A 26,607-nucleotide genomic window follows, 5' to 3' on the forward strand; every position below is an offset into this window, starting at 1 on the left:
TCGCGGCGCCCCCGCGATGATGAAGGATACGCATGTCGAAGGAAGACATGATCGAGTTCAGCGGCCAGGTGGTGGAGCTGCTGCCCAACGCCATGTTCCGCGTGAAGCTGGACAACGAGCACATGGTTCTGGCCCATACCAGCGGGAAGATGCGCAAGAACCGCATCCGCGTGCTGGCCGGCGACCGCGTGAATGTCGAGATGACGCCCTATGACCTGACCAAGGGCCGGATCACGTTCCGCTTCAAGTGACGCCGATTTGCGGCGCCGGGCCGCTTCCAGCGACGCCGCCCCGGGGCGGAGCCCTTCCGTGAACACCGCGTTGGACGAGGCCGCCGAAGCGGCCCCAGCCGCCCGCCTGCCCCTGGTGCTGGCCAGCGCCAGCCCGCGCCGCCTGGACCTGCTGGCCCGGCTAGGCATCGTGCCGGATCGCGTGGACCCGGCCGATGTGGACGAGACGCCGCGCAAGGCTGAGCTGCCGCGCCAGCTGGCGGCGCGGCTGGCCAAGGCGAAGGCGCAGGCCGTTGCCGCCCGCTCTCCCGAAGCCCTGGTGCTGGCCGCCGACACGGTGGTGGGGTTGGGCCGGCGCATCCTGGGCAAGCCCGAGGACGCGGCCGAGGCCCGGCGCTTCCTGGAGTTCCTCTCCGGCCGCCGCCACCGCGTGACCACCGGCGTGGCGCTGATCTCCCCGGATGGCACGCTGCGGACCCGGCTGGTGGAGACCACCCTCGCCTTCCAGCGCCTGACCGACGCCCAGATGGACGACTACGTCGCCTCGGGCGAGTGGGAGGGCAAGGCGGGCGGCTACGCCATCCATCAGCGGGCGGAGGTCTTCGTCCGCTTCCTCTCGGGCAGCCATTCCAACGTGGTGGGCCTGCCCCTTTTCGAGACGGCGCAGATGCTGCGCGGCATCGGCTGGCTGCGGCCCTGAGGCGCCTCCGCGATGGCTGACGCCGCCATCCTCCTCTCCGCCTCCCCGGGGGAGCGCCGCGTGGCGCTCTGGCGGGATGGGCGGCTCGATGCCGCCTTCGTCGAGCGCCCGGCCCGGCCCGACGGGGTGGGCGACATCCATCTCGGCCGCATCACCACCCGCATGCCGGCCCTCTCCGGCGCCTTCGTCGCGCTGGAAGGCGGGTTGAGCGGCTTCCTGCCCGATGCCCAGGGTGGCGAGGGGCTGAGCGAGGGGACCTATCTCCCTCTGCGCGTGACCCGTGCGCCCCAAGGCGGAAAGGGGCCGCGCCTGGCCGGCACCGGCCTGCCAAAGGACCTGCCCCGGGCAGCCGAAGGCCCGCCCCGGCTGCTGCGGCGCGGCCCGGATGCGGCGCTGCGCCTGGCGGCCGCGAATCCTGCCCTTCCCGTCTTCACCGACAGCGCGGCCGAGGCGGCCCGCCTTCGCGCCACGCTGGGCGCGGAGCGCGTGCGGCTCCTGTCCCACCCGGCCTTCGACGATGTGGTGGAAGCCGCTTTCGAGGAGCTGGCCTCACCCGAGGTGGCATTGGATGGGGGCGGGCGGCTGCTGATCCATCCCACCCCCGCGCTGACGGCGCTGGACGTGGATACGGGCTCGGCCGCCGGGCGCTCCGCCGGCGCGCATCGCTCGGTGAACGCGGCCGCCCTGGCGGAGGCGGCGCGCCAGATCCGGCTGCGCCATCTCGCCGGACCGATCCTGCTCGACCTGGCGGGAGGCAGCGCCGCCTCCCGCGCCGCGCTGCTGCCTGCGCTCCGCACCGCCGCCGGGCCCGACCCGCTGCTGCGGGTGGTGGGGCTGACGGGGCTGGGGCTGATGGAGATGGTGCGCACCCGTATCCACCCGCCCCTGCATGAGGTGATCGGTCATCCTCCCTCGGCGCTGACCCGGGGCCTGGCGGCGCTGCGGCGTGCGGCGCGGGAGGCGGCGGCCCGCCCTGCCGCGGCCCTGGCGCTGCGGGCGCATCCGTCCGTGCTGGCGGCGCTGCGGGAGCTTCCCGGCGCGCTGGAGGACTACGCGGCGGGGGCCGCGCACCCTATCTCCCCCCGCCCGGACCCGGCCTTGCCGCTGGGCGCCGAGGTGATCGAGGAGGCATAGAGCCATGCCCGCTGACCCGAAAACCGCCTGCCCCGTCTGCGGCCGGCCCGCCGAGCCGGGCAGCCGCCCCTTCTGCTCGCCCCGCTGCCGCTCGGTCGATCTCGGCCGGTGGCTGGGGGGGACCTATGCCATCCCGGGCTCTCCGGCGCGGGATGACGATGAGGAGGCGGAAAGTTGAATCCCTGCCCTGGACAGCCGCCAGGGCATCGTCTATCCCCCGGCTCCTCTACCGGCGGCATGCGCCGCTCGCTTGGGCCCAGGTAGCTCAGTTGGTAGAGCATGCGACTGAAAATCGCAGTGTCGGTGGTTCGATTCCACTCCTGGGCACCATTCCCTTCCGAGCCACCACCTGCTCGACCCTCGGCACGTCGGTACGTGCTTGGCCGTTCATGCCGACAAGGCCCCAGAACCGGAATCTCGCGCGGCTAAGCCGCCGCTCCGCCACGGCGCGACTTCCCCAGGGCCTCTGAAACCTCCCTGGCCGCTTCCTGGAGAACCGGCAGGAAACGGCGCACGACCTCGTCACGCTGCGCGGCCTCGTTGAGGTACATCAGGTTGAGGGCGGCGATGGCGTGGCCACCGAGCAGCACGGGCACGCCGATCGCGCTGGCCAGTCCGCCATACTCCCGCGCGGCATAGGCGTCGTCCATCACGGCAAAACCGGCCTCTCGCACGGCGCGGAGCGCAGCATCCGCGCGCTGCGGATCGCGCGCTAGTTCGTTCCAGGGCTCCGGCGATCGCGCGGCGAGTTGCAGGGAGCGCTCCCGCTCCGCCGGCTCGCAGAAGGCGAGGAAAGCGCGGCCGAGCGAGGTCGCCAGGATTGGCGCTCGGTAACCGGGGCGTCGGCCGAACAGCAGCCGGCCCTCGACGCGGCTCGTATGGGCAACCACCATCGCATCGCCATCGAAGACACCAACATCCGAGGGCCAGCCGATGCTCCGCCGCAGCGCCTCCATCACCGGGGTGGCGGCGATGCCCACCTCCCGGTGCGCGGCATAGCCCGCGCTCAATTCCAGCGTACGCCCGGTGGGCACATAGACCGCCTGGTCGCGCTGCCGAACCACCAGGCCGGCATGGATGAGGGTCTCGAGCATGCGCACTACGGCGGGCTGGTTGAGCCCGGTGAGGCGATGGATGTCCTTCACCGATGCGCCGTCGAGCCGGTTCACCGCGCGGAGGACGTCCAGGCCGCGTAGCAGGGCCGTGACGGGTTCATATGAGGGCATGGCGGATTTCCGGGGCAGGCTGCGAATCCCTGTTCCCTGGCGCGGGATCGTGCTGCTAGGCTACCCATGAAATTCAATTTCAACAAGTGAAATTGCTTCAACAACAAGCGCGGACGCCCGAACGAGCCGCGGAGAGGAAGCGCCCGGATGGGCCATTCGGCCAGTGACGCCTTGGGAGAATGTCCCGACGCGGAGGTTCCGCCGTCTCCCCTCGCCGGGCTGAAGGTGCTCGACCTCTCTCGCGTTCTCGCCGCGCCCTGGGCGACGCAGATCCTCGGCGACCTGGGCGCCGAGGTGTTGAAGGTCGAGCAGCCCGGCAAGGGCGACGACACGCGGGGCTGGGGCCCCCCTTTTCTCGAGGACGGATCGGCGCGGCCCGATGCCGCCTATTACCTCTGCGCCAATCGCAACAAGCGCTCCCTGGCCATCGACTTCTCCCGCCCCCAGGGCGCGGCGCTGGTGCGGCGTCTGGCGGAGGATGCGGATATCCTCGTCGAGAACTTCCGCACGGGCGGGCTGGCGAAATACGGCCTCGACGCGGCCTCGCTCCTGCCGCTCAACCCGCGGCTGATCTACTGCTCCATCACCGGCTTCGGGCAGACCGGCCCCTACGCGGAGCGCGGCGGCTACGACTTCCTGATCCAGGGCATGAGCGGGCTGATGAGCGTCACCGGCCGGCCGGAAGGGGATGCGGGCGAAGGGCCGGTCAAGGTTGGCCTGCCGGTCAGCGACCTCTTCACCGGCCTTTACGCCACCACCGCCATCCTGGCGGCGCTGAACCACCGCCACGCCACGGGGGAAGGCCAGCATATCGATTGCGCGCTGCTGGACAGCCAGGTGGCGCTGCTGGTGAACCAGGCGATGAACTTCCTGGTCGGCGGCGAGGTGCCGAAGCGGCTGGGCAACGCTCACCCGAACGTCGTCCCCTATCGCGACTTCGCCGCGAGCGACGACTACGTCCTCGTCACCTGCGGCAGCGACGGGCAGTTCCGCGCCCTGTGTGCCCTGCTGGGCCGGGACGACCTAGCCGCCGATCCCCGTTTCGCCACCAACGCCGGGCGGCTTCGCGACCGGCGCGTGCTGGAGGTCGAACTGGCACGCGCCATCGCGCCATGGCGCGCGGCCGACCTGCTGGCCGCCATGGCCAAGGCCGGCGTGCCGGGCGGGCCGATCAACTCCATCGACCAGGTGCTGGCCGATCCGCAGGTGGCCGCGCGGGAGATGCTGCGCGCCATGCGCCGCGACGATGGAACGGAGGTGACGGTGATCGGCTATCCCGGCCGCCTCTCCCGCAGCCCGGCCTCCTACCGCCTTGCCCCGCCGAGACTGGGACAGGACACGCATGCCGTGCTGTCCGCGGCCCTCGGGATGGAAGAGGCAGAGATCGAGGCGCTCCGCGCGGCTGGCGTCATCGCCACCGCCGAGCCGTGCCCGCAGCGCCGGGAAGCGGAGAGAACAGCATGACCCATCCGGACCGCCGCTCCCTTCTGGTGGCCCTCGGCGCGGCTGCCGCCTCCTCCGCGGCGCAGGCGCAGCCCGCGGCCTGGCCCGCGCGGCCGATCCGCCTGATCGTGCCCTTCCCGCCGGGCGGGCCGACCGACATCGTCGCGCGCGTGCTGGCGGAGCGCATGGCGCGCAGCCTGGGCCAGCCCATTCCCGTGGAGAACCGGCCCGGCGCCAACGGCAATATCGGCAACGAGGCTGTCGCGAAAGCGGAGCCCGACGGTCATACGGTGCTCTACAACACCTCCTCCATCGCGCTGAGCCCCGCGCTCTACACGCGCCTGCCCTATGACACGATGCGCGACCTGGCGCCTGTCGTGCAGACCGCGACCATCCCGCTCGTGCTGGCGGTGAATCCCTCGCTCCCGGTGCACGACGTGCGCGGTTTCGTGGAGCATGTCCGGGCGCGGCCCGGCGGCCTTTCCTATGGCTCTGCGGGCAACGGCAACGTCACCCATCTCGGCGCCTTCCTGCTGCTGCGTTCCCAGGGGCTGGAGGCCGTGCATGTCGGGTATCGCGGCAGCGCCCCGGCACTCGTGGATGCCGCCGCGGGGCAGGTGCAGTTCCTGACCGATACGGTGAACTCCGCACTGCCGCTCATCCGCGAGGGGCGGCTGCGCGCCCTGGCGGTGACGAGCCCGGCGCGCCTGGCATTGCTGCCGGACGTGCCGACCATCGCCGAGACGCTGATCCCCGGCTTCGAGGTCGGCGCCTGGCAGGGGATGATGGTGCCCGCGCGTACGCCGCCGGCGGTGATCGCCCGGCTGAATGCGGCGGCCTTGCAGGCATTGGGCGACCCGGAGGTGCGGGCCAGGCTGGCCGAGCAGGGGACGGAGCCGCTGGGCTCCACCCCCGAGGAATACGGCCGCATGCTGCGGGAGGAGACGGCGCGCTGGGGCCGCGTGATCGCCGAGAGCGGCGTGAGGCTGGAATAGCGCCATGATCGGAGCCCTTCCCCTCTCCGCCATCCCGCCCGAGGACGAGGCGCTACGCCCGGAGATCCGCGCCTTCCTGCGGGACGAGGTGGGCCATATCCCGGCCGAGCGCCGCGCGCGGTCCTGGATGGGGTTCGATGCCGCCTTCAGCCGGAAGCTGGCCGAGCGCGGCTGGCTGGGCCTGACCTTTCCGAAGGAATACGGCGGCGCCGGGCGGGGAGCCCTCGCGCGCTACGTCCTGGTGGAGGAGCTTCTCGCCGCCGGGGCGCCCGTTTCCGCGCACTGGATCGCGGACCGCCAGAGCGGCCCGCTGATCCAGCGCTTCGGGACGGAGGCGCAGCGCCGCTTCTTCCTGCCGCGGATCTGCCGGGCGGAGGCCTTCTTCTGCATCGGCATGAGCGAGCCGAACACGGGGTCGGACCTAGCGAGCGTGACCACCCGCGCCGCGCGGGAGGAAGGGGGCTGGCGCCTGAACGGCGAGAAGGTCTGGACGACCAACGCGCAGCATTCCCACTACATGATCGCCCTGGTGCGCACGAGCGGCACGCCCGCCGACCGGCAGAAGGGCCTTTCGCAGGTCGTCGTGGACCTGCACGCGCCGGGCGTGCGGATCAGCCCGATCCGCGACCTGGCCGGCGACGCGCATTTCTCCGCCGTGGTGTTCGATGACGTGCTGCTGCCGCCCGATGCGCTGATCGGCGAGGAGGGCTCCGGCTGGATGCAGGTGAATGCCGAGCTGGCCTTCGAGCGCAGCGGGCCGGAGCGCGTGCTGTCCTCCGCCGTGCTGCTGGACGAATGGTCACGCTGGCTGCGCGAGGCGGGCGCGACCGAGGCCGCCGAGGCGCTGCTCGGGCGGCTGCTCGCGCATCTGGCGGTGCTGCGTGCCATGTCCATCGGCGTGACCGGGCGCCTGATGGCGGGCGAGAGCCCGGTGGTGGAGGCGGCGCTGGTGAAGGACCTGGGCACCGAGTTCGAGCAGATGATCCCGGCCGTGGTGGCTGACATCCTGGCCCGGCCGGGCCTCGTGGCGTCGGGGCCGCTGATGCGTAGCCTGGCCTATACGGCGGCCATGGCGCCTTCCTTCTCCCTTCGCGGCGGCACACGGGAGATCCTGCGCGGCATGATCGCGCGCGGCATGGGGCTGCGTTGATGGACAGCCTCCTGCTCCGCTCCGCCGAGGAGCTCTTCTCCCGCCACGCCTCTTCCGATGCCGTGCGCGCCATCCGCGCGGGCGGATCGCCTGGCGCCCTGTGGCGCGAGCTGCAGGCCTCGGGCTTCCTCGACGCGCTGGTGCCGGAAACCGCGGGCGGAACCGGGCTCGGCCTCGCCGAGGCGCTCCCGGTGCTGATGGCGGCCGGGCGCTTCGCCGTTCCCCTGCCGGTCGGTGAGACGATGCTCGCGCGGGCGGTCCTGGCGGAGGCCGGGCAGGAGCGGCCGGAAGGGACCATCCTTCTCGGCGAGCCGTTCGACGGCGGGGCGCGGGTGCCCGCCAGCAGTGCAGCCGAATGGGTCCTGCTCTCCCGGAATGCTGCGCCGCTGCTTCGCCGCGCCGAGGAGGCGCAACGCGACGATCGTATGGCTTCGCCCTTCGGCGACCTCCTGCGCTGGCCCGGCGATGCGGGCGGCGATGGCGGGCCGGAGGAGCTCCACGCCGCCGGAGCATGGGCCGAGCTGGCCGCCATGGCTGGGGCCATGGAGCGCATCCTGGAAAGCACGGTGCGCCACGCGCAGGAGCGGGTGCAGTTCGGCCGCCCCGTCGCTGCCTTCCAGGCGGTGCAGCAGCAGATCAGCGTCATGACCGAGGATGTCTTCGCCGCGCGCATGGCGGCGCAGCTCGCCTCCGTGCCGGATGGGCCCGGGATTGCCGGGTTGAACCCCCTCCGGATCGCCGCCGCCAAGCTGCGCGTGGGAGAAGCGGCGATGCGCGTCTCCGCCATCGCCCATGCGGTGCACGGCGCAATGGGCATCACGGAGGAGATGGACCTGCATCTCCTGACCGGGCGGCTCCAGGCCGGCCGCATGCGCTTCGGCGGCGAGGCGCATTGGGGAGCGAGGCTCGGCCGCCATTTCCTGCGGGCAGGCGATGCCATGGACCCACTGGCATTCGTACGCGCCCATCTAGGCCCCATGGAGCCGGAGACGACGGCATGAGCGATTTCCTTCTCTTCGAACGCGAGGGGCCCGTCGTCACGCTGACGATGAACGCGCCCGAGCGGCGCAACGCCCTGGGCATCGAGGGGGAGACGACAGAGGCCTTCACCGAGGCCTGCCGCCGTATCGCGGCGGAGGCGGATGTGCGCGCGGTGATCCTGACGGGCGCGGGCACCGCCTTCTCGGCCGGCGGCGACCTGAAATCCATGCGCGAGCGCTTCGGCATGAAGCCGGCCGACATCCGCGAGAGCTACCGGCGCGGCATCCAGCGCATCCCGCTGGCCCTCTACGAGCTCGACGTTCCGACCATCGCGGCGGTGAACGGCCCGGCCATCGGGGCGGGGCTGGACCTGGCCTGCATGTGCGACATCCGCATCGGCGCCGAGAGTTCACTTTATGCCGAGAGCTTCGTCAGCGTGGGCATCGTGCCCGGCGACGGCGGCGCCTGGTTGCTGCCGCGCGCGGTGGGCCAGTCCAAGGCGGCGGAGATGGCGTTCACCGGAGACCGGCTGGACGCGCGGGCCGCGCTGGAATGCGGGCTGATCTCCCGCGTCGTGCCGGATGCCGGGCTGATGGATGCGGCGCGGGAGCTGGCGGGGCGCATCGCCCGCAACCCGCCCCAGGTCCTGCGGATGACGAAGCGGCTGCTGCGGGAAGGGCAGCACATGCGCCTCTCCTCGCTGCTGGAGATGTCGGCCGCCTTCCAGGCCCTGGCGCATACGACGCGGGACCATGAGGAGGCGGTGAACGCCTGGTTCGACAAGCGCAAGCCGCTCTTCGAGGGCCGCTGAGATGCACGACGCCGCCGGCACGGCCGAGACGCTGCCCCGCCGGGTGGAGCTGGCGGGCTGCACCAACCTGCGGGACATCGGCGGCTATGGCGGCCATGGCGGGCGGCGGGTGCGCTTCGGGCAGGTCTATCGCGCGGCGGCGCTGGGTTCGCTCACGGATGCGGATCTTCCCCTGCTGGGGTCGCTGGGCCTGCGGACCGTGGCGGACCTCCGGGGTGTCGAGGAGAGCGGGCGCGCTCCTTCCCGCCTGCCGCAGCCGGGGCCTGCCATCGTCCACCTGCCGGTCGAGCCCACCGTCGGCGCCTCGCTGCGCGACATCCTGGCCACGGGCCGCGCGACGGGTGAGGATGTGCTGTCCGTGCTCGGCCGCGCCTATCTCGCCTATGCCACGGAGAAGTTGCCGCGCTTCCGCGCCCTGCTGGAACTCGTGGCCGAGCCTGCGCGGCGGCCGATTCTCTTCCACTGCTCCGCGGGCAAGGACCGGACGGGCTTCGCGACCGCGCTCCTCCTGCTCGCGCTCGGCGTGGAGCGGGAGGCGATCCTGGCGGATTACCTGGCCACCAACCGCTTCTGGAAGCGCGAGCACGCCCTGCCCGAGAACACGCCCCCCGAGGTGGCCGAGGCCCTGAACCGCGCGCACCAGCACCTGCTGGAAGCCGCGCTGGAGAGGGCGCTGGCCGGCTACCCGGACATCGAATCCTTTTTTGCCGGCGCCATGGGCTTCTCGCCCGCACGCCTGGCGGAGCTACGCGACGCCTTGCTGGAGTGACAACGGACCGGCCGCAAAGGCCGGCGCAACAAAGGGAGGAAAGGGCTATGCGGAGAAGAACCATCCTGCACGCGGCCTCGGGCGCCACGCTTCCGGGCGCACTCGGCATGCCGTCCATCAGCCGCGCCTCGGAAGCCTTCCCCACGCGCGCGGTCACCATGGTGGTGCCCTTCCCTCCTGGCGGCGCCACCGATGTGGCGGCCCGCACGCTCGGCGAGCGCATGGCGCCGATCCTCGGGCAGCCCGTGGTGATCGACAACAAGCCCGGCGCGCAGACGGCGATCGGCGCCGATGCGGTGGCGCGTGCCGCGGCCGACGGCCACACCGTGCTGATGGCCTCCGGCACGACCATGACGCTCAATCCGCTCCTGCCGGAACGCCTGCCCTACAAGGCCGAGGACTTCGCGCCGGTGGTGCTCGTCACCACGCTTCCCTTCGGCGTGGTGGTCCGCAAGGGGCTGGCCGAGAACATCGACGGCTTCGTCGCCCTTGCGAAGTCGCGCGGCGGTCAGCTGAACTACGGCTCCAACGGCCCCACCAGCTTCAACAACATCGCCGCCGCCGCGGTGATGGAAGGGCTGGGCATCCGCATGCAGGAGGTGGGCTATCGCGGCGACGCCCAGCAGCTGACGGACCTGATGAGCGGCACGCTGGACGTGATCGTGGTCGGCGGCAGCTCGGCCCTTGCTGCCATGCGCTCCGGCCGGGGCACCATCATCGGCTGGACCGGGGAGAAGGAGCGGCTGGCGGTGACGCCGGACGTTCCGAACTTCTCGGAGGTCGGGCCGAACATGGTGTGCCAGACGCATTTCGGAATCCTGGCGCCGGTCCGCACGCCCGCCGCGGCCATCGCCCGGCTCAACAGGGCCGCCCTGCGCGCGATGGAGGCGCCGGAGCTGCGGCAGCGCCTGCTCAGCGAGGGGCAATACGTGGCGGGGGGCGGTCCGGAGGACTACGCCGCCTATCTCCGCCGCGATGCCGATCGCTGGCGCGACCTGGTCGCCCGTCTTGCGCGCGGCTGAGGCGGGGTGATGGCGGGCGGGGCTGTGGACCCTCGCGCTTCAGCACCGTCCGGCCCGGCGGGCCAGGCGCGCCGCCCCCTTTACCGCCGGGCGGACCTGCTGAGGCTGCTGGAGCCGGAGAGCATCGCGATCGTCGGTGCCTCCGCCCGCGCGGGCTCCTTCGGCGAGCGCACGGCGCGGAACCTGTCGGGCTTCGCCGGCCGCCTGCATCTGGTGAACCCGCGATACGAACGGATCGGCGACACGCCCTGCCACGCTTCCATCGCCGCCCTGTCGGAGGTGCCGGACCTCGTGGTGGCGGCAACGCCCATGGAGGCCTGCGAGGCAGTGGTGCGGGACTGCGTGACCGCCGGCAGCGGCGCGCTGGTGCTCTACGCGGCCGGCTTCGCCGAGACCGGGCGGCCGGAGCGGGTGGCCTTGCAGCAGCGCCTGGTCGCCATGGCACGCGAGGGCGGCGTGCGGCTGCTGGGCCCGAACTGCATCGGCCTGACCGACTATGTACGCAGGGCCGAGATCAGCTTCGTGGCGATCCCTCGCCCGGCCGCGCCACCCGCGCGCCCTGCCCTGGGCATCGTCAGCCAGTCCGGCAATCTCGGCTTCGCCCTGGCCCAGGCGGTGGAGGCCGGCGCGCAGGTCGGCCGCGTGCTGACCTGCGGCAATTCCGGCGATATCGACGTGGCCGATCTCGTCGCCGCGCTGGGGGAGGACCCCGCCTGTTCCGCCATCGCCCTGCTCTTCGAGGGGATGGCCGATCCCGTTCGGCTGATCGAGGCCGCCGCGATCGCCCGGCGCAACGGCAAGCCCGTGGTGGTGCACAAGCTGGGCACGGGGGAACAGGGCGCGCAGGCCGCCATGTCCCATACCGGTTCGCTGGCGGGCTCGAACGAGGTCTATCGCGCCGCCTTCGAGCGGGCTGGCATGGTGCTGTCGGAGAGTTTCGAGGGGCTGCTGGAGCTGGCCGGCTTCCTCGCCAAGGCGGGCCCGCCCCGTGCGCCGGGCGTGGCGGTGGTCTCCACCTCCGGCGGCGCCGCGATCATGGCGGCGGACCGGGCGGAGGCGCATGGCGTTCCGCTGCCGCAGCCGGCGCCGGCCGCTCAGGCGGTCCTCGCCGCCCGGATCCCCGAATTCGGCTCGGCCCGGAACCCGTGCGATGTCACGGCCCAGGTGCTGAACGACCCGGGATCGCTGCGCGACTGCATGGAAGCGCTGCTGGCCGACCCGGCCTATGGCGCCCTCCTGCTGCCGAACGGCTTTGCCTATGACGTGGCCACGCCACGCTTTCGCATGCTGGACGAGATGGCGGCCCACCATGGCAAGGCCGCCTGCGTCGTCTGGACCTCGCAGTGGCTGGAGGGCCCGGGTGCGCGGGAGGTGGAAGCCACGGAGCGGGTGGCGCTCTTCCGCTCCATGGACCGTTGCATGGCCGCCATCGCGGCCTGGCAGGCGCAGGCCCGCCGCGCCGGGACGGCCGGACAGACATCGGAGCGGCTGGCCCCGCCCGGCGCGCGGGAGGAGGCCGCGCGTCTCCTGGCAAGGGCCACGGGGCCCGTGCTGACGGAGCGCGAGGCCAAGGCGGTGCTATCCGCCTATGGCATCCCGGTGGTGCGCGAGGTTCTGGCGCAGGACGCCGAAGCCGCGACCGCCGCGGCGGAGGAGCTTGGCTTTCCCGTGGCGCTGAAGGTCGAAAGCCCGGCCCTTCCGCACAAGACCGAAGCCGGCGTCATCCGCCTGAACCTCGGCGATGCCCCGGCGGTGCGGGATGCGTTCGAGGCGGTGATGACGAATGCCCGCCGCGCGGCGCCGGATGGGCCGATCCACGGCGTGCTGGTGCAGCCCATGGTTCCGCCAGGGGTCGAGATGGTGGTCGGCGCGCGCCGGGACCCGCTCTTCGGCCCCACGGTGCTGGTGGGGCTGGGCGGCGTGCTGGTGGAGCTCTTGCGGGACAGCGCCGTCGCGCTCGCGCCCGTGGGCGGGGCCGAGGCACGCCGCATGCTCGCGCGGCTCCGGGGGGCAAGGCTGCTGTCCGGCTTCCGCAACCTGCCCGCGGCGGATCTCGGCACCCTGGCCGGAATCGTCCAGCGCGTTTCCGAGCTCGCCGCCGACCATGCCGACCGGATCGCGGAGATCGACGTCAATCCCGTGATCTGCGCCGGCGCGCGGCAGGTGGCAGTGGATGCGCTGATCGCGCTCAGCCCCTGGGAGCCGCCGCCCCGTGGGTGAGGAGCACCAGCTTGCCGGTCGCGCGCCGGCCGGCGAGCATCTCCAGCGCCTCGGCCGCCCCCTCCAGCGGAAGGCGCCGCGACACGGCGGGCGCGAGCCTGCCCTCCGCGACCCAGCGGAACAGGCGCTGGAGGATCTCCCGGTTCCGCTCGGGCTCGCGGCGGGCGAATTCGCCGTAGAACACGCCGGTGACCGCGCAGTTCTTCAGAAGGACGAGGTTGAGCGGCATGCGTGGGATTTCGCCGGCGGCGAAGCCGACAATCAGGTAGCGCCCGCGCCAGGCGATCGAGCGTATGGCCGGTTCGGTGAACGCGCCGCCCACGGGGTCGAAGACCACATCCGGCCCCTTCCCTTCCGTCAGCGCGCGGATCCCTTCGCGCCAGTTCTCGCGCGAATAGTCGATCAGCCCCTCGGCCCCGGCCTCGCGGCAGGCGGCGAGCTTCTCCTCGGAGGACGCGGCGGCGATCACCCGCGCCCCGAGCAGCCGGCCGATCTGGATGGCCGCCAGGCCGACGCCGCCCGACGCGCCGAGCACCAGGAGCGTTTCTCCCGCCTTCAGCGCCCCGCGGTCCTCCAGCGCGTGCAGCACGGTGCCATAGGCGAGGCAAAGTGCGGCGGCCGCATCCGGCGGCACGCCCTCCGGCACCGGCACGCATTTCGCGGCATCCACCGCCACGGCCTCGGCGAAGCCGCCATGGGTGATCACGGCGGCGACGCGCGTGCCGAGCGCCGGCCACGTCACCCCCTCCCCCTGCGCGGCCACAATGCCGCAGACCTCGGCTCCCGGGACGAAGGGCATGGGGGGCTTCTGCTGATAGCGTCCCTCGATGATCAGCGTGTCCGGAAAGTTCACGCCGCTGGCTTCGACCCGCAGCAGGACCTGTCCCGGAGCCGGAACGGGATCGGGCAGGACCTCGACGCGGAGGGTGGAAGGCGGTCCATACTCGCGGCACAGCACGGCTCTCATTCCCGCTTCTCCCCCCTTGCTTGTCGCGGGAGGTTGGGCGCGGAGCGGGGCCGGGCACAAGACGGGTTCGACGGGACGGAGCGCTGAGATGGATTTCGCCTACTCGCCAAAGGTGCAGGATTTGCGGGCCAGGCTCCAGGCCTTCATGGACGAGCACATCATCCCCAACCACCGCCTGCACCACGAGCAGCAGGCGGCGATGACGGACCGCTGGCAGCCCGTTCCCATCACCGAAGAGCTGAAGCCCAAGGCACGCTCGGCAGGGCTCTGGAACCTGTTCCTCCCCGCCTCCTCCCACGGGGCGGGGCTGACCAACCTGGAATATGCGCCACTCGCCGAGATCATGGGCCGTATTCCCTGGTCCAGCGAGGTGTTCAACTGCTCCGCCCCCGATACGGGCAACATGGAGACGATCGAGCGCTACGGGACGGAGGAGCAGAAGCGCCGCTGGCTGGCGCCGCTGCTCGCGGGAGAGATCCGCTCCTGCTTCGCGATGACGGAGCCGGACGTCGCCTCCTCCGACGCGACCAATATCCAGACGCGGATCGAGCGCCGGGGCGATCACTACGTGATCAACGGGCGGAAATGGTGGTCCTCCGGCGCGGGCGATCCGCGCTGCGCGGTCTTTATCGTGATGGGCAAGTCCTCCCCGGACCATCCCGACAAGTACCGCCAGCAATCCATGATCCTGGTCCCCCGCGACACGCCGGGCCTGACGATCAGGCGCATGCTGCCGGTCTTCGGCTTCGACGACGCGCCGCACGGCCATGCGGAGCTGTTGTTCGAGGATGTCCGCGTGCCCGCGGAGAACATCCTGCTGGGAGAGGGACGCGGCTTCGAGATCGCGCAGGGGCGGCTCGGGCCCGGACGCATCCACCACTGCATGCGCGCCATCGGCCTGGCCGAGCGCGCGCTGGAGATGATGTGCCGCCGCTCCCTGGAGCGCCGGCCCTTCGGCAAGCCGCTGGCGGAGCAGGGCGTGATGGTGGAGCGGATCGCCAAGTCCCGCATCCTGATCGACCAGGCACGGCTGCTCACGCTGCACGCGGCCTGGCGCATGGACATGGTGGGCAACAAGGAGGCGCGGACCGAGATCGCCGAGATCAAGGTGGCCGCGCCCGAAATGGCCTGCCAGGTGATCGACTGGGCGATCCAGGCGCATGGCGCCGCCGGCGTGACGGAGGATTTCGACCTCGCCTACATGTTCAAGATCGCGCGCACGCTGCGGATCGTGGACGGGCCCGACGAGGTGCACCGCTTCCAGCTCGGCCGGATGGAGCTGAACAAGTACAGGCCGCCCCGCAATTCCCAGACGGGGGCGGCATCGTGACCGCTTCGCTCTTCGACCTGACGGGCCAGGTCGCGATCGTCACCGGCGCCTCGCGCGGGATCGGGCGCGCGATCGCGGAGCGCATGGCGCAGCACGGGGCGAAGGTGGCCGTCTCCTCCCGTAGGATCGAGGCTTGCGAGGAGGTGGTGCGCGGCATTGCGGAGCGCGGCGGAGAGGCTTTCGCCCAGGCCTGCAACATCGGGCGGAAGGAAGAACTCCAGGCCCTGGTGGATGCGACGCTGACGCGATGGGGCAGGATCGACAGCCTGGTGTGCAACGCCGCCACCAACCCGCATTTCGGCCCCTCGGCCGAGCTGCCGGATGCGGTGTTCGACAAGGTGATGGCCACGAACATCCGCTCCAACCTCTGGCTCGCGCATATGGCGATGCCGGGCATGGCGGACCGCGGCGGGGGAACGGTGATCGTCGTCTCCTCCATCGCCGGGCTGCGCGGATCCCCCGTGCTGGGCGCCTATGGCATCTCCAAGGCCGCCGACATGCAGCTGGCGCGGAACCTGGCGGTGGAATGGGGGCCGCGGAACATCCGGGTGAACTGCATCGCGCCGGGGCTGATCCGCACCGATTTCGCCCGGGCATTGTGGGAGGACCGGGCTATCCTGCGGAAGCGCACGCGAGACACGCCGCTGCAGCGGATCGGGGAGCCGGACGAGATCGCGGGCGCGGCCGTTTTCCTCGCCTCGGCGGCGGGCAGCTTCATGACGGGCCAGACGATCGTGATCGACGGCGGCGTTCTGGCCGGCCCCCCGCTGGTCGGGGAGGAGTAGGCCCATGCCGCCGGACACGCCCGTACCATCGGATGGCGCGCCGGTACTCGTGCCGGTGCTGGAGAGCCATCGCTTCGACGAGGCGGCGCTTGCGCGCTACCTTGTCGGAAGGCTTCCGGGCTTCACCGGAGAAAGGCTGACGGTGCGCCAGTTCCAGGGCGGCCAGTCCAACCCCACCTTCCACCTCGGCACGCCAGGTGGCGACTACGTGCTGCGCAAGAAGCCACCGGGGCGGCTGCTGCCATCGGCCCACCAGGTCGAACGCGAGTTCCGCGCCATGCGCGCCCTGGCCGGCAGCGGCGTGCCGGTGCCTGCCGTCCACCTCCTCTGCGAGGATGAGGCGGTCATCGGCACACCCTTCTTCGTGATGGACCACGTGCCCGGGCGCATCTACGCCGACCGCGTGATGGGCGCGGGCACGCCGGCCGAGCGCGCCGCCGTCTACGCGGAGCTGGCGCGCGTGCTGGCGGCGTTGCACCGCGTGGACTGGCGCGCGGCGGGGCTGGCCGATTTCGGCCGAGCGGAGCGTTACATGGAGCGCCAGGTCAAGCGCTGGGCCCGGCAGTGGGAAGCCTCCAAGGTCGAGGAGGTGCCGGCCATGGACCGGACGGCCGCCTGGCTGCTGGCGCATCTCCCCGCCGACGAGGAAACGGCCATTGCGCATGGCGACTACCGCCTGGGCAACGTCATCCTGCATCCGCGCGAGCCACGCATCCTCGCCGTGCTGGACTGGGAACTGGCGACGCTGGGCCATCCGCTGGCCGACCTCGCCTATGCCTGCCTGACCTACCACATGCATCCCGGCCCGAGCGGGCTGACCGGCGTTCTCGGCACCGGCTACGAGGCGCTCGGCATCCCGACACAAGAGGCGTTCGTGGCGGAGTATTGCCGCCACGCCGGCCGCCCCGTTCCAGCGGAGCTCGACGTCTTCGTCGTCTTCTCGATGTTCCGCCTGGCCTCCATCGTCGCGGGTGTGTGGCGGCGCGCGCTGGACGGCAATGCCTCGGACCCCCGCGCCATCGGCTACCGCGAGCGCTACCGCAGCATGGCCGAGCGCGCCTGGTCTATCGCCCAGCGCCTGGGCGCATGAACGGGAGGAAGGCGCCGACCCGGTTCCCTCGCGATGAGAACCGGCCCGGCGAGCTTTCCTTATGGGGGCGTCAGCGGTCCTCGAGCCCCAGCTCTTCCCGCACCAGGCTCACCCAATAGGCCGAACCGAAGGCCAGCGCGTCGTCGTTGAAGTCATAGAGCGGGGTGTGGACGTTGTGGAAGCTGCCGTCCGGCTTCGCGCCGTTGCCGATGCGCATGAACACGCCGGGCTTTTCCTGCAGCATGAAGGCGAAGTCCTCGCCGCCCGTGCTCAGCGGCACCTCATGGAGATTCGCCTCCCCCACGATGGCGGCCGCGGCGGCGCTCGCGACCGGGATCTTCTCCACCGTGTTCACCGTGGGCGGGCAGAGCGGCTCATAGGTGAACTCGGCCGTGCAGCCATGGGCGGCCGCCAGGCTGTCCGCCAGATCGCCGAGCCGGCGGCGGATCACCGCCTGCGCGTCGGTGCGGAAGTAGCGGGCCGTGCCGCGCACCACCAGCTCGGCGGGCATGACGTTGGGCGAGTTGTAGGCGCCGCCCGCGACGTGGCCGACGCTCAGCGCCGCGCTCTCGGTCGGGTGCAGGTTGCGCGGCAGGATGGTCTGCACCGCCAGCAGGAAGTGGCCCAGCACCACCGTGGCATCGGTCGCCAGATGCGGCGCCGCGCCGCCATGTCCCCCCGTGCCGCGGAAGGTCACGCCCCAGAAATCGGAGCCCGCCAGGATCGGCCCCGGCCGCGTGGCAAAATGCCCGACCGGTATGCCGGGCGAGTTGTGCAGACCGTAGATGGCATCGACGGGGAAGCGCTCGAACAGCCCGTCCCGGATCATCGCGGGGGCGCCGGTGGCGGCTTCCTCGGCCGGCTGGAAAATGAACTGCACGGTGCCGCCGAAATCGCGGTGGTGCGACAGGTATTTCGCCGCGCCCAGCAGCATCGCCGTGTGGCCGTCATGGCCGCAGGCGTGCATCTTGCCCGGCACGGTGGAGCGATGCGCGAAGTCGTTCTGCTCCTCGATGAACAGCGCATCCATGTCCGCGCGCAGGCCGATGGCGCGCTGGCCCGGGCGGCTGCCCTGCAGGGTGCCCACCACACCCGTCACGCCGACCTTCTCCGTCACCTCCAGCCCCCAGCCGCGCAACTTCTCAGCCACCAGCGCGGCGGTGCGCACCTCCTCGAAGCGCGTCTCGGGATGCATGTGGATGTCGCGGCGGATCGCGATCAGCTCCTCCGCATAGGTCTGGATTTCCTCCAGGATGGCGTGGCGCGACATGACTGCCCTTCTGCTCGGTGTGGCCCGCGAGGTGCCTGGTCCGGGCGCCCGGTCGGGATTCCCGATATTACTGCGACCGCTCCTCCCCGAAATCCAGGCCCCGGGCGGCAGGTCGCAGGAATGCGTTGACCTTTGGCGGGCCGCGTGCGGCAATTCCGCCGGGCGTCGCCGAAACAAGGCGGCACCGGGGAGGCGGGGCGCAGTCATCGAACCGTGACGGAGACCTCATGGCCCCGATGCACCCGCGGCTGCCGCGCCGCGCCATTCTCGCCCTGCCCAGCCTCGCCCTGTTGCCCGGCGGATCCGCCCGCGCCCAGGCAGCGGGTCAGGCCCTGACCCTGGCGGTTGCCGCGCCGCCGACCTCGCTGGACCCGCACTATCACACGCTCTCGCCCAACAACATGATGGCGGAGCACTTCTTCGATCAGCTCGTGGGGCGGGACGCGAAGGCGCAGCTCCGGCCCGGCCTCGCGGAATCCTGGCGGCTGGTGGACGACACGACCTGGGAGTTCAAGCTTCGCCGCGGCGTGAAGTTCAGCAATGGCGACGACTTCACCGCCGAGGACGTGCTTTTTACCATCAGGCGCGTGCCGAACGTGGTGAACAGCCCCGGCTCCTTCGCCATCTACACCAAGGGCATCGCCTCCGCCGAAGTGGTGGACCCGCACACGATCCGCTTCAGGACCAACGGCGTGTATCCGCTGCTGCCCCAGGATCTCAGCCAGGTCTACATCGTCTGCAAGGCGGTCGGGGACAATGTCGGCACGGGCGAGTTCAACAACGGCCGCGCGGTGATCGGCACCGGCCCGTTCCGCCTCGCCAGCTTCACGCCGGACGACCGCGTGGTGATGACGCGGAACGACGCCTATTGGGGCGAGAAGCCGGACTGGGCGCAGGTGACCTACCGCTTCAACGCCAATGACGGCGTGCGGGTGGCCGCGCTGCTCTCGGGTGACGTGCAGATGATCGACGTGGTGCCGCCGAACGACATGCCGCGGCTGCGGAGCACCCAGGGCCTCAGCTTCGCCGAAATCCCCAGCCTCCGCTGCATCTACCTCAAGCTGGACACGGCGCATGAGGTGTCCCCCTACATCACCGGCCCGAACGGGGAGAAGCTGGACCGCAACCCGCTGCGGGACCTGCGCGTGCGCCGGGCCCTTTCCATGGCCATTAACCGTCAGGCGATCGTGGAGCGCGTGATGCAGGGCGCGGCGACGCCCATCGGGCAGATGATGCCGCCGGGCGCCAATGGCTACCTGACCGACCTGCCGCCACCCGCCTTCGACCCGGACCGGGCCAAGGCCCTGCTCACCGAGGCCGGGTATCCCAACGGCTTCCAGATCGGCCTGATCAGCCCCAACAACCGCTATGTGAACGATGCGCAGATCATCCAGGCGATCGGGCAGATGTGGCAGCGCATCGGCATCCGCACGCGGGTGGAGGCGATGCCCTTCGCCGTGCTGGCGCAGCGGCAGGCGCGCAACGACATGTCCGCCATGCTGATCGGCTGGGCAACGAGCGGCGAGCCCTCCACCGCCCTTCGCGGCAACCTGACCACCCGCATCCCGGAGAAGGGGTTCGGGACGGTGAACTTCAGCGGCTACTCGAACGCCTCCGTGGACAGCCTGGTGGAGGAGGGCCTGCGCACCGCCGACAATGGGAAGCGGGAGGAGGTGTTCAAGCAGGCGATGCGCGTGGCGATGGAGGATGTCGCCCTCATCACGCTGCACATGCAGAAGAACATCTGGGCCCTGCGCGGTGGCCTGACCTATGAGGCGCGCGCGGATGAATACACGGTGGCCGCGGGCGTGCGGCGGGGACAGGCCTGATACCGGGGGGGGCGGGCCGGCCGGCAAGGCTGATCCGCCCCGGACGGGCCCTAACCAGCCGGACGCAGCAACGCACCGATCCCATCCACGACGAATTGCACCGCCAGGGCGGTCAGCAGCACCCCCAGCAGGCGGCTGAGCACGATGCGGCCCGTCCGGCCGAGAAGGCGGGAAATACCTTCCGAGGCCAGGAACACGCCGAGGCAGGCCAGCATGACCGCGAGCACGAGGAGGAGGACAGCCGCGATGCCAAAGGGGCTTTCCTCCATGCGGGCCGTCAGCAGGATCACGGCCGTGATGGCGCCGGGCCCGGCCATGAGAGGGATGGCAAGCGGGAAGGCTGCCAGGTCGCGCATATGGTCGAGATGCAGGGCGGCGTCCGCCGTCTCCTGCTTGCGCTCGGTCCGGCGCTCGAAGACCATCTCGAAGGCGATCCAGAAGAGCAGCAGCCCGCCGCCGATGCGGAAGGCGGGCAGGCCGATCTCCAGCCAGTCCAGCAGCCGGTCCCCCAGCAGCACGAAGAAGGTGAGGATGGCGAAGGCGATCACCGTCGCCCGGACCGCGACCGCCCGCCGCTCGCGCACCGTCATCCCATCGGTCAGGGAGAGGAAGATCGGCGCCAGGCCCACGGGATCCACCGTCACCAGCAGCGTGACCAGGGTGGAGATCAGGAGGTCGATGCTCATGCCCCGGCATCATCCCGGAGCGAACCGGCGGCGCGCAACCCATCGGGGTGGGCGATGCACGGGGGTGGTTGCCTCCCTATATGGGCCGCGTTGAGCCGGGACGAAACGAGGCGATGGGCTGGACGGTGCGAATGCGCGGGGCGATGGAATGCGAGGGGCCGGGCTTGCCGGCTTCGGGGCGGAGCTGGTGACGATGTCCTCCAGGCTCTGGTCGCTCGGCGTCGCCCTGGTGGCGCTGGGCTTCGCCGCGCATCTGATCGGCTGGGATGCCATCCTCTGGTTCCCGATGGTTGCCGTCGATTCCCTGATGTGGCTGCCCATGGCGGTGATCGACGGCGTGCGGGAATCCCCCGGCACCTATGGGGTGGTGGCGCTCGGCGTGGCGCTGATGGTGCTGGCCCGGGTGATCGGCCGGCGCAAGGGATGAGGGGCCGGGCCTAGCCCCGCAGCTTCAGCCCCTGCAGGCGCAGCAGCCCATCTGGCACGGCCCGCAGCCCCTCCAGGCGCGAGGCGCCGCCATGCAGGACCCGCGAGTGCCAGAGATAGATATAGGGGCGGTCCGCCAGCAGCACCCGCATGGCGCGCTCATAGGCCGCCACACGCTGCGCGGGCCCGATGCTGCCGCGCCCCTCGCGCAGGGCGGCATCGGCTTCCTCCGAGCAGTACTTGCCGCCGTTCAGGCTCTCCCCGCAGGCATTGAAGCCCCAGAGATTGCCGTCCAGGTCCAGCCGGCCGGACCAGGCGATGAGCAGGCTCTCGAAATCCCCTCCCGTCCATTGCCGCAGCAGGGTGGCGGTCTCGATCACCTGCAGTTCCACATCGAACCCGGCCTCGGCGGCCATGGCCTGGATGATCTCGGCGGCCTGGGTGTACTCGCTCGTGTTCGGTACGGAGAGGCGGATCTTCACGCGATCCGTGATGCCGGCCTCGCGCAGCAGGGCGCGGGCGCGCGCGAGGTCGCGCCCCGGCACCGGCAGGGCCCGCACATAATTCGGGCTGTTCGGGGCGACGGACTGGTTGCCGGGGACGTACTGGCCGTCGAAGGCGACCTGCACGAGGGCGGCGCGGTCAATGGAGAGCTCCAGCGCCTCCCGCACGCGCCGGTCCCGCCCGAGCGGCGTGTCGGCGCGCGGCCCGTTCGCGACATTCACCGCGACATAGACGCTGTTGAGGCTCGGCACGCTGGCGATCTGCACGCGGCGGTCGGCCCGCAGCTCCGGCAGGTCGGTCGCCGCCACGCGCTCGGCCAGCTCGATGGTGCCGGAGCGGAGATTGGCCGCCATGACGGTGCTGTCCGTGATGGGGCGATAGACCACGCGGTCGAAATGGATAGCGCGGGCATTCCAGTATTCCGGGAAGCGCTCCAGCTCGATCCGGTCCTGCGCCACGCGGCGGACGAAGCGGAACGGGCCGGCGCAGGCGGGCTCGCGCGCGAAATCCTGGTTCACCCGCCCGGCGGCGCGGGGCGAGACGATCATGCCGGCACGGTCGGAAAGGGCGGCCAGCAGCGGGGCGAAGGGCTGCTCCAGCCGCAGCATCACCTCCAGCGGCCCGGTCGCCGCCACCTCGCGCACCGGCCCCAGCTCCCCCCGGCGGGTAGAGCCCGGGGTGTCCAGGTGGCGGCGCAGGCTGGTGACCACCGCCGCCGCATCCATCACCGCCCCGTCGTGGAAGCGCACCTCCGGGCGCAGGGTGAGGACCAGGCTCCGCCCGCCCTCCTCCCACCGCCAGGCTGTGGCGAGCTGCGGGACGAGGCGGAGTTCCGCATCCACCTCGATGAGCTTGTCGCACATGGCCGCGAAGACCTGCCGGGCCGCGAGGCTGCGCGAGAGGGTCGGGTCCAGCACATCCGGGTCGCTGACGATCCCCACCCGAAGCGTCTGGGCCGGCGCGGCGCCCATCCAGAAGCCGGCGAGAAGGCCAAGAAGGGCAAGGCGGCTGCGGCGCATGCGAGGTCTCCAGCAGGGGCCATCGAAGGCTGCCGCATCGAATATGATATATCAACAAGAAGCGATCTGGGCCGGACGGGGCGCCCCAAGGCCTAGCCGGAGTATGCCCCCCTTTCCCGGCCGCGGAACGCGGGGCAGAAGCATCGGCCGGCACCGCCCCGCCCCGCCCCGGGCGGCACCGCGCCCCTGCCTCAGAAGGATCGAGCCCCAGCATGAGTGCCGCCCCCCGCCCCGCCGCCGACCTCGCGGACAGCCTGCCCGAGCGCATCCGGGGCGTCGGCACGAGCCAGATCGGACTCGTGGCCGATCGCGGCCGCGACGACCCGGACGTGGTGAAGCTCTGGATCGGCGAGGGCGATCTGCCCACGCCGGACATCGTGGTGGAGGCGGCGCATCGCGCCATGCTGGCGGGCGAGACCCGCTACACCTATTCCCGCGGCATTCCCCGCCTGCACGAGGCGCTGAGCGACTACCACCGCCGCCACTGGGGGGTGGAGGTGGCGCCGGAGCGCTTCGCCATCACGGCGGGCGGGATGAACGCCATCATGCAGGCCTGCCAGGCGCTGCTGGATACGGGCGACGAGGTGATCATCCCCTCCCCCAACTGGCCGAACCTGGCCGAGGCGGTGCGCGTGACGGGCGGGACGCCGGTGACCGTGCCCTACCGCCGCAGCGCGGATGGGCGCTTCTCCCTGCCGATCTCTGACATCGAGGCGGCGATCACGCCCCGCACGCGCATCCTGGTGGTGAACTCGCCCTCCAACCCCACGGGCTGGGTGATGCCGCTGGCGGAGATGGAGGCGCTGCGCGACCTCGCCCGCGCGCGCGACCTCTGGATCATCTCCGACGAGGTCTATGCCCACTTCACCTATGGCAACGCGATCGCGCCCTCCTTCCTGCAGATCTGCACGCCGTCCGACCGGCTGATCGTCACCAACACTTTTTCCAAGAACTGGGCGATGACGGGCTGGCGCGCGGGCTGGCTCGTCTATCCGCAGGGGCTGGCGGGCACCTTCGGGAAGCTCGGCCAGTACAACACCACCTCCATCCCCACCTTTATCCAGCACGCCGCGGTGGCCGCGCTGGAGGAGGGGGACAGCTTCATCCGCACCATGGTCGGCCGCTGCGCCGAAAGCCGCACAATCATGATGGAGGGGCTCTCACGCCTGAAGGGCGTGACGGTCTTCGCGCCCGAGGGCGCCTTTTACCTCATGGCCCGGGTGGATACGGGCGAGACGAGCCTCGACCTCGCCTTCCGCCTGCTGCGCGAAGCCAAGGTCGGCGTCGCCCCGGGCACGGCCTTCGGGCCGGAGGGCGAAGGCTTCATCCGCATCTGCTTCGCGGTCAGCCCCGCCCTGGCGCGCGAGGCCGTGGCGCGGCTGACGCGGGTGCTCGGCGAGCGTTAGAAGGCGGGCGCCCCGGGCAGCGCAAGGCCCAGCTTCGCAGCCCAGGGCTGCAGGGTTTCGAGGATGCCGTCGCGCAGTGCCACGCCCTGGCGCTCCGCCACCGCGCGGCGGCGCAGCCCGGCCTCGCCTGGCAGGCGCACGGCGCCGAGGCCGGGGCGCGGCGGGCTGCTGCGGCAGTTCGCCGTGATGGCATCCGTCTGGCGGTTGAAGGCATCGAGCCCCGCGAAGGCGGTGGGGTCGAAGACCTGCAGGAAGACGGCGTTCGTCATGCCCTTCGGCCCGTCGGCGCGGCCATGGCCTGACAGGCCCTGGCTCAGCGCCTCGGCGGTCAGGCCCCAGCCATAGCCCTTCTGCCCATGATCCTGGCCGCCGGCCGGAAGCACCGTGCCGCCGCGCTGGAGTACCGAGGGGTCGTCGGTCGCCTCGCCCTCGGCATCCATCAGCCAGGGGCGGGGGTAGCGGCGGCCCTCCTTCGCCAGGCGCATCGCCATGTTGTTGGTGGTGATGGAGGCGCTGACATCGATCAGCACGGCGTCGTCGCCGGTGGGAAAGCCGAAGGCGAAAGGCGCGGGGGACAGAGCCGCGCGCGTGCCGCCGAAGGGCGCCACCGTGGCAACGCCCGGCGCCGAGGAGTGGATGGACAGCACCATGCCGCGTTCCGCCGCGCGGCGCAGGTAGGCGGCCAGGCAGCCGATATGGTGGCTGTTGCCGATGGCCACGGCGCAGAGGCCATGGACGGCCGCCCGCTCCATCGCCAGTTCCATCGCGCGCAGGACCAGCCAGGGCCCCGGCAGGAGGCGCCCGTTCCAGGTGACGCAGGCGCCCCGGTCGTTGACGACCTCGGGCTCGCCGGTGAGGTTCATCCCCCCGGCCTCGATCGCGTCGAGGTAGCGCGGCGCCAGGGCGAGCCCATGCGTGTCATGGCCGAGCATGTCGGCCTCGACCAGGATACCGGCGACGGCCTCCGCCTTCTCCGCCTCCATCCCCACCGCCTGGAACAGCGCCGCGCCGAAGCGGCGCAGTTCCCCGGCGCCGTACCGCACCGTGATCTCCGCCGCGCTCATGCGAGCACTCCGATGATCCAGGGCACGAATTCATTGGTGCCCAACCCGTTCAGCTCGCTCTTAGTCCGCTCGCCCGAGGCGTGGTGGAGGAGTTGGCGGAAGATGCGCTCGCCCATCTCCTGCACCGTGGCCTCGCCATCGATGATGGTGCCGCAGTTGATGTCCATGTCGTCCACCATCCGCTCATACATCGGCGTGTTGGAGGCGAGCTTGATGGTGGGGGCGGGCAGCGAGCCGAAGCAGGAGCCGCGGCCGGTGGTGAACATCACCATATTGGCCCCGCCCGCGATCTGGCCGGTGGCCGAGGTGGGGTCGTAGCCCGGCGTGTCCATGAAGACGAGCCCGCGCGCCGTCACAGGCTCGGCGTATTCATACACCGCCATCATCGGCGAGTTGCCGCCCTTCTTGGCGCCACCGAGCGACTTCTCCAGCACATTGGCCAGCCCGCCCGCATTGTTGCCGGGGCTGACGCGGCCGTTGATCTGGGTGTCGCGGCCCTTGTTGTAGTCGAGCCACCAGTTCATGCGGTCCACCAGCTTCTGGCCGACCTCGGGCGTGACCGCGCGCGCCGTCAGCGTGTGCTCCACGCCGAAGATCTCGCTCGTCTCGCTCAGGATGGCCGTTCCGCCATGGCGCACCAGGATATCCATGGCCGCGCCCAGGGCGGGGTTGGCGGAAAGGCCGGAGAAGCCGTCCGAGCCGCCGCACTGCATGCCGATGACGAGATGCTCGGCCGAGACCGGCTCGCGGCGGATGTCATTGGACGCGGGCAGCATCTCCTTCACGAGCGCCACCCCGGCCTCCACCGTGCGCCGGAGCCCCCCAGCCTCGCCGATCACCAGCGTCCGGAGGGTCGGCCCGACCTGCAGCCCCTGCTCGCGCAGGAAGTCCTCCAGGTCGTTGCTCTCCCCGCCCGTGGCGATCACCAGCGCGGCGGCGGTGTTGGGGTTGCGGATGGTGCCCGCGATGGTCCGGCGCAGCAGGGCCATCGGCTCGCCGCTGCGTTCCATCCCGTCGCCCTGCTCGTGCACGAAGGGCGCCACGCCATCGACATTCGGGAAGCCGGCCAGGCGATCGGGCGTGAAGGCATTGGCGATCTTGCGCGCGGCCGTGCCGCCGGCATTGCCCAGCACGAAGACGCCGACATAGTTCCGCGTGCCCACGCGCCCATCCGCGCGGCGGATGCCCTGGAAGGTGGCGCGCTCGGCCTGCGGCACATACTCGGTCGGCACATAGCTTTTCGAGAAGGCGTAATCCTTCTCCACATCGTCGAAGAGGATGTTGTGGCTGTGCATCCAGGTGCCGGGCGCCAGGTCCTCGGAGGCGAAGCCGATCACCGTGTTGTACTTCTTCACCGCCTCCCCCTTCGCGATGAAGCGGGCCGCGATCTTGTGGCCGGAGGGCACGTCGTGCAGCGTGACCGTGTTCTCGGACGGCACCGCCGTTCCGGCCGGGACAGGCATCCGCGCGACGACGACGTCGTCCGCCGGGTCCAGGCGGATGAAGGGGTTGAAGTTCGGGCGGGCGATGGGGCCGTCCATGATGTTCTC

At 71.4% G+C, this 26,607-nt stretch carries 25 protein-coding genes and 1 tRNA gene; 19 read left to right on the plus strand and 7 right to left on the minus strand.

What is annotated here, in order from left to right:
* The first annotated feature begins 32 nt into the window (after window positions 1–32).
* The 5 genes from infA to BUB97_RS14490 all read left to right on the plus strand — a co-directional run bounded on the left by infA (window position 33) and on the right by BUB97_RS14490 (window position 2,394).
* Window positions 33–251, plus strand: coding sequence for a translation initiation factor IF-1 (infA, locus tag BUB97_RS14470; protein ID WP_007003972.1), 219 nt, complete (start codon window positions 33–35; stop codon window positions 249–251).
* A 58-nt stretch (window positions 252–309) separates the two neighbouring features.
* Window positions 310–930: a Maf family protein gene (locus BUB97_RS14475; RefSeq protein ID WP_245818309.1), complete on the plus strand. Its 621-nt coding sequence runs from the start codon at window positions 310–312 to the stop codon at window positions 928–930.
* A 12-nt stretch (window positions 931–942) separates the two neighbouring features.
* Entirely contained in the window at window positions 943–2,064 is a 1,122-nt protein-coding gene (locus BUB97_RS27265) for a ribonuclease E/G (protein WP_073135923.1), read from the plus strand.
* A gap of 4 nt (window positions 2,065–2,068) precedes the next feature.
* Complete coding sequence (gene yacG / locus BUB97_RS14485) at window positions 2,069–2,242, plus strand: DNA gyrase inhibitor YacG (protein ID WP_073135925.1); 174 nt, start codon at window positions 2,069–2,071, stop codon at window positions 2,240–2,242.
* Between the two features lie 76 nt (window positions 2,243–2,318).
* A tRNA-Phe gene (locus BUB97_RS14490) sits at window positions 2,319–2,394 on the plus strand.
* Window positions 2,395–2,489: 95 nt separating this feature from the next.
* On the opposite strand, the gene BUB97_RS14495 is transcribed toward BUB97_RS14490, so the two are convergent.
* Window positions 2,490–3,290, minus strand: a complete 801-nt coding sequence (locus tag BUB97_RS14495) for an IclR family transcriptional regulator domain-containing protein (RefSeq protein WP_073135927.1) — start codon at window positions 3,288–3,290, stop codon at window positions 2,490–2,492.
* A 171-nt stretch (window positions 3,291–3,461) separates the two neighbouring features.
* Here BUB97_RS14495 and BUB97_RS14500 point away from each other — a divergent pair, with 171 nt between their 5' ends.
* The 8 genes from BUB97_RS14500 to BUB97_RS14535 are packed head-to-tail and all read left to right on the plus strand — an operon-like array spanning window position 3,462 to window position 12,681.
* Entirely contained in the window at window positions 3,462–4,754 is a 1,293-nt protein-coding gene (locus BUB97_RS14500; RefSeq protein ID WP_245818310.1) for a CaiB/BaiF CoA transferase family protein, read from the plus strand.
* Window positions 4,751–5,728 (plus strand): tripartite tricarboxylate transporter substrate binding protein, encoded by a 978-nt coding sequence (locus BUB97_RS14505; protein WP_073135931.1) that lies wholly within the window; start codon window positions 4,751–4,753, stop codon window positions 5,726–5,728. The genes BUB97_RS14500 and BUB97_RS14505 overlap by 4 nt, the downstream gene beginning before the upstream one ends.
* Before the next feature lie 4 nt (window positions 5,729–5,732).
* Complete coding sequence (locus BUB97_RS14510; protein ID WP_073135933.1) at window positions 5,733–6,878, plus strand: acyl-CoA dehydrogenase family protein; 1,146 nt, start codon at window positions 5,733–5,735, stop codon at window positions 6,876–6,878.
* A complete protein-coding gene (locus tag BUB97_RS14515) occupies window positions 6,878–7,879 on the plus strand; it encodes an acyl-CoA dehydrogenase family protein (RefSeq protein ID WP_073135935.1) in 1,002 nt (333 codons plus the stop codon). The genes BUB97_RS14510 and BUB97_RS14515 overlap by 1 nt, the downstream gene beginning before the upstream one ends.
* The gene (locus BUB97_RS14520; RefSeq protein WP_073135937.1) at window positions 7,876–8,670 is read left to right on the plus strand and encodes a crotonase/enoyl-CoA hydratase family protein; all 795 of its coding nucleotides are present in this window, start codon (window positions 7,876–7,878) and stop codon (window positions 8,668–8,670) included. Before BUB97_RS14515 ends, BUB97_RS14520 begins: the two co-directional genes overlap by 4 nt.
* A 1-nt stretch (window position 8,671) precedes the next feature.
* The gene (locus tag BUB97_RS14525) at window positions 8,672–9,439 is read left to right on the plus strand and encodes a tyrosine-protein phosphatase (protein WP_073135939.1); all 768 of its coding nucleotides are present in this window, start codon (window positions 8,672–8,674) and stop codon (window positions 9,437–9,439) included.
* A gap of 47 nt (window positions 9,440–9,486) precedes the next feature.
* The gene (locus tag BUB97_RS14530) at window positions 9,487–10,461 is read left to right on the plus strand and encodes a Bug family tripartite tricarboxylate transporter substrate binding protein (RefSeq protein ID WP_073135941.1); all 975 of its coding nucleotides are present in this window, start codon (window positions 9,487–9,489) and stop codon (window positions 10,459–10,461) included.
* 9 nt (window positions 10,462–10,470) lie between these two features.
* A complete protein-coding gene (locus BUB97_RS14535; protein WP_073135943.1) occupies window positions 10,471–12,681 on the plus strand; it encodes an acetate--CoA ligase family protein in 2,211 nt (736 codons plus the stop codon).
* On the opposite strand, the gene BUB97_RS14540 is transcribed toward BUB97_RS14535, so the two are convergent.
* Complete coding sequence (locus tag BUB97_RS14540) at window positions 12,650–13,648, minus strand: NADPH:quinone oxidoreductase family protein (RefSeq protein WP_073135945.1); 999 nt, start codon at window positions 13,646–13,648, stop codon at window positions 12,650–12,652. The two genes, BUB97_RS14535 and BUB97_RS14540, sit on opposite strands and share 32 nt — an antisense overlap.
* An 88-nt stretch (window positions 13,649–13,736) precedes the next feature.
* Between BUB97_RS14540 and BUB97_RS14545 the strand changes: the two genes are divergently transcribed.
* The 3 genes from BUB97_RS14545 to BUB97_RS14555 are packed head-to-tail and all read left to right on the plus strand — an operon-like array spanning window position 13,737 to window position 16,853.
* On the plus strand, window positions 13,737–14,978 hold the full coding sequence (locus BUB97_RS14545) for an acyl-CoA dehydrogenase family protein (protein WP_073135947.1): 1,242 nt from the start codon (window positions 13,737–13,739) through the stop codon (window positions 14,976–14,978).
* Window positions 14,975–15,763 carry an SDR family NAD(P)-dependent oxidoreductase gene (locus tag BUB97_RS14550; RefSeq protein WP_073135949.1) on the plus strand — a complete coding sequence of 263 codons (789 nt, stop codon included), beginning with the start codon at window positions 14,975–14,977 and terminating at the stop codon, window positions 15,761–15,763. The genes BUB97_RS14545 and BUB97_RS14550 overlap by 4 nt, the downstream gene beginning before the upstream one ends.
* 4 nt (window positions 15,764–15,767) lie before the next feature.
* Window positions 15,768–16,853, plus strand: coding sequence for a phosphotransferase (locus BUB97_RS14555; RefSeq protein WP_073135951.1), 1,086 nt, complete (start codon window positions 15,768–15,770; stop codon window positions 16,851–16,853).
* A 70-nt stretch (window positions 16,854–16,923) separates the two neighbouring features.
* On the opposite strand, the gene BUB97_RS14560 is transcribed toward BUB97_RS14555, so the two are convergent.
* Window positions 16,924–18,123 carry a M20 aminoacylase family protein gene (locus BUB97_RS14560; RefSeq protein ID WP_073135953.1) on the minus strand — a complete coding sequence of 400 codons (1,200 nt, stop codon included), beginning with the start codon at window positions 18,121–18,123 and terminating at the stop codon, window positions 16,924–16,926.
* Window positions 18,124–18,350: 227 nt separating this feature from the next.
* Between BUB97_RS14560 and BUB97_RS14565 the strand changes: the two genes are divergently transcribed.
* Window positions 18,351–19,952: an ABC transporter substrate-binding protein gene (locus tag BUB97_RS14565; RefSeq protein WP_073135955.1), complete on the plus strand. Its 1,602-nt coding sequence runs from the start codon at window positions 18,351–18,353 to the stop codon at window positions 19,950–19,952.
* A gap of 50 nt (window positions 19,953–20,002) precedes the next feature.
* On the opposite strand, the gene BUB97_RS14570 is transcribed toward BUB97_RS14565, so the two are convergent.
* Window positions 20,003–20,638: a MarC family protein gene (locus BUB97_RS14570; protein ID WP_073135957.1), complete on the minus strand. Its 636-nt coding sequence runs from the start codon at window positions 20,636–20,638 to the stop codon at window positions 20,003–20,005.
* 148 nt (window positions 20,639–20,786) lie between these two features.
* Here BUB97_RS14570 and BUB97_RS14575 point away from each other — a divergent pair, with 148 nt between their 5' ends.
* Window positions 20,787–21,065, plus strand: coding sequence for a hypothetical protein (locus tag BUB97_RS14575; RefSeq protein ID WP_245818311.1), 279 nt, complete (start codon window positions 20,787–20,789; stop codon window positions 21,063–21,065).
* Window positions 21,066–21,075: 10 nt separating this feature from the next.
* On the opposite strand, the gene BUB97_RS14580 is transcribed toward BUB97_RS14575, so the two are convergent.
* Window positions 21,076–22,587 carry an ABC transporter substrate-binding protein gene (locus BUB97_RS14580; RefSeq protein WP_073135959.1) on the minus strand — a complete coding sequence of 504 codons (1,512 nt, stop codon included), beginning with the start codon at window positions 22,585–22,587 and terminating at the stop codon, window positions 21,076–21,078.
* A gap of 212 nt (window positions 22,588–22,799) precedes the next feature.
* Between BUB97_RS14580 and BUB97_RS14585 the strand changes: the two genes are divergently transcribed.
* On the plus strand, window positions 22,800–23,993 hold the full coding sequence (locus tag BUB97_RS14585) for a pyridoxal phosphate-dependent aminotransferase (RefSeq protein WP_073135961.1): 1,194 nt from the start codon (window positions 22,800–22,802) through the stop codon (window positions 23,991–23,993).
* On the opposite strand, the gene BUB97_RS14590 is transcribed toward BUB97_RS14585, so the two are convergent.
* Window positions 23,990–25,057, minus strand: coding sequence for an Ldh family oxidoreductase (locus BUB97_RS14590; protein WP_073135963.1), 1,068 nt, complete (start codon window positions 25,055–25,057; stop codon window positions 23,990–23,992). The two genes, BUB97_RS14585 and BUB97_RS14590, sit on opposite strands and share 4 nt — an antisense overlap.
* Window positions 25,054–26,598 (minus strand): UxaA family hydrolase, encoded by a 1,545-nt coding sequence (locus BUB97_RS14595; protein ID WP_073135965.1) that lies wholly within the window; start codon window positions 26,596–26,598, stop codon window positions 25,054–25,056. The genes BUB97_RS14590 and BUB97_RS14595 overlap by 4 nt, the downstream gene beginning before the upstream one ends.
* Window positions 26,599–26,607: the final 9 nt, after the last annotated feature.

This window comes from Muricoccus roseus, from assembly GCF_900141905.1.
GTDB classification, from domain to species: Bacteria; Pseudomonadota; Alphaproteobacteria; order Acetobacterales; family Acetobacteraceae; genus Roseomonas; species Roseomonas rosea.

What these genes read in the sequence shown, in the direction of transcription:
- infA (WP_007003972.1), top strand. Translation starts at nt 33, where the DNA reads ATGTCGAAGGAAGACATGATCGAGTTCAGCGGCCAGGTGGTGGAGCTG.
- BUB97_RS27265 (WP_073135923.1), top strand. Translation starts at nt 943, where the DNA reads ATGGCTGACGCCGCCATCCTCCTCTCCGCCTCCCCGGGGGAGCGCCGC.
- yacG (WP_073135925.1), top strand. Translation starts at nt 2,069, where the DNA reads ATGCCCGCTGACCCGAAAACCGCCTGCCCCGTCTGCGGCCGGCCCGCC.
- BUB97_RS14495 (WP_073135927.1), bottom strand. Translation starts at nt 3,290, where the DNA reads ATGCCCTCATATGAACCCGTCACGGCCCTGCTACGCGGCCTGGACGTC.
- BUB97_RS14505 (WP_073135931.1), top strand. Translation starts at nt 4,751, where the DNA reads ATGACCCATCCGGACCGCCGCTCCCTTCTGGTGGCCCTCGGCGCGGCT.
- BUB97_RS14510 (WP_073135933.1), top strand. Translation starts at nt 5,733, where the DNA reads ATGATCGGAGCCCTTCCCCTCTCCGCCATCCCGCCCGAGGACGAGGCG.
- BUB97_RS14515 (WP_073135935.1), top strand. Translation starts at nt 6,878, where the DNA reads ATGGACAGCCTCCTGCTCCGCTCCGCCGAGGAGCTCTTCTCCCGCCAC.
- BUB97_RS14520 (WP_073135937.1), top strand. Translation starts at nt 7,876, where the DNA reads ATGAGCGATTTCCTTCTCTTCGAACGCGAGGGGCCCGTCGTCACGCTG.
- BUB97_RS14525 (WP_073135939.1), top strand. Translation starts at nt 8,672, where the DNA reads ATGCACGACGCCGCCGGCACGGCCGAGACGCTGCCCCGCCGGGTGGAG.
- BUB97_RS14530 (WP_073135941.1), top strand. Translation starts at nt 9,487, where the DNA reads ATGCGGAGAAGAACCATCCTGCACGCGGCCTCGGGCGCCACGCTTCCG.
- BUB97_RS14535 (WP_073135943.1), top strand. Translation starts at nt 10,471, where the DNA reads ATGGCGGGCGGGGCTGTGGACCCTCGCGCTTCAGCACCGTCCGGCCCG.
- BUB97_RS14540 (WP_073135945.1), bottom strand. Translation starts at nt 13,648, where the DNA reads ATGAGAGCCGTGCTGTGCCGCGAGTATGGACCGCCTTCCACCCTCCGC.
- BUB97_RS14545 (WP_073135947.1), top strand. Translation starts at nt 13,737, where the DNA reads ATGGATTTCGCCTACTCGCCAAAGGTGCAGGATTTGCGGGCCAGGCTC.
- BUB97_RS14555 (WP_073135951.1), top strand. Translation starts at nt 15,768, where the DNA reads ATGCCGCCGGACACGCCCGTACCATCGGATGGCGCGCCGGTACTCGTG.
- BUB97_RS14560 (WP_073135953.1), bottom strand. Translation starts at nt 18,123, where the DNA reads ATGTCGCGCCACGCCATCCTGGAGGAAATCCAGACCTATGCGGAGGAG.
- BUB97_RS14565 (WP_073135955.1), top strand. Translation starts at nt 18,351, where the DNA reads ATGGCCCCGATGCACCCGCGGCTGCCGCGCCGCGCCATTCTCGCCCTG.
- BUB97_RS14570 (WP_073135957.1), bottom strand. Translation starts at nt 20,638, where the DNA reads ATGAGCATCGACCTCCTGATCTCCACCCTGGTCACGCTGCTGGTGACG.
- BUB97_RS14575 (WP_245818311.1), top strand. Translation starts at nt 20,787, where the DNA reads ATGCGAGGGGCCGGGCTTGCCGGCTTCGGGGCGGAGCTGGTGACGATG.
- BUB97_RS14580 (WP_073135959.1), bottom strand. Translation starts at nt 22,587, where the DNA reads ATGCGCCGCAGCCGCCTTGCCCTTCTTGGCCTTCTCGCCGGCTTCTGG.
- BUB97_RS14585 (WP_073135961.1), top strand. Translation starts at nt 22,800, where the DNA reads ATGAGTGCCGCCCCCCGCCCCGCCGCCGACCTCGCGGACAGCCTGCCC.
- BUB97_RS14590 (WP_073135963.1), bottom strand. Translation starts at nt 25,057, where the DNA reads ATGAGCGCGGCGGAGATCACGGTGCGGTACGGCGCCGGGGAACTGCGC.
- BUB97_RS14595 (WP_073135965.1), bottom strand. Translation starts at nt 26,598, where the DNA reads ATGGACGGCCCCATCGCCCGCCCGAACTTCAACCCCTTCATCCGCCTG.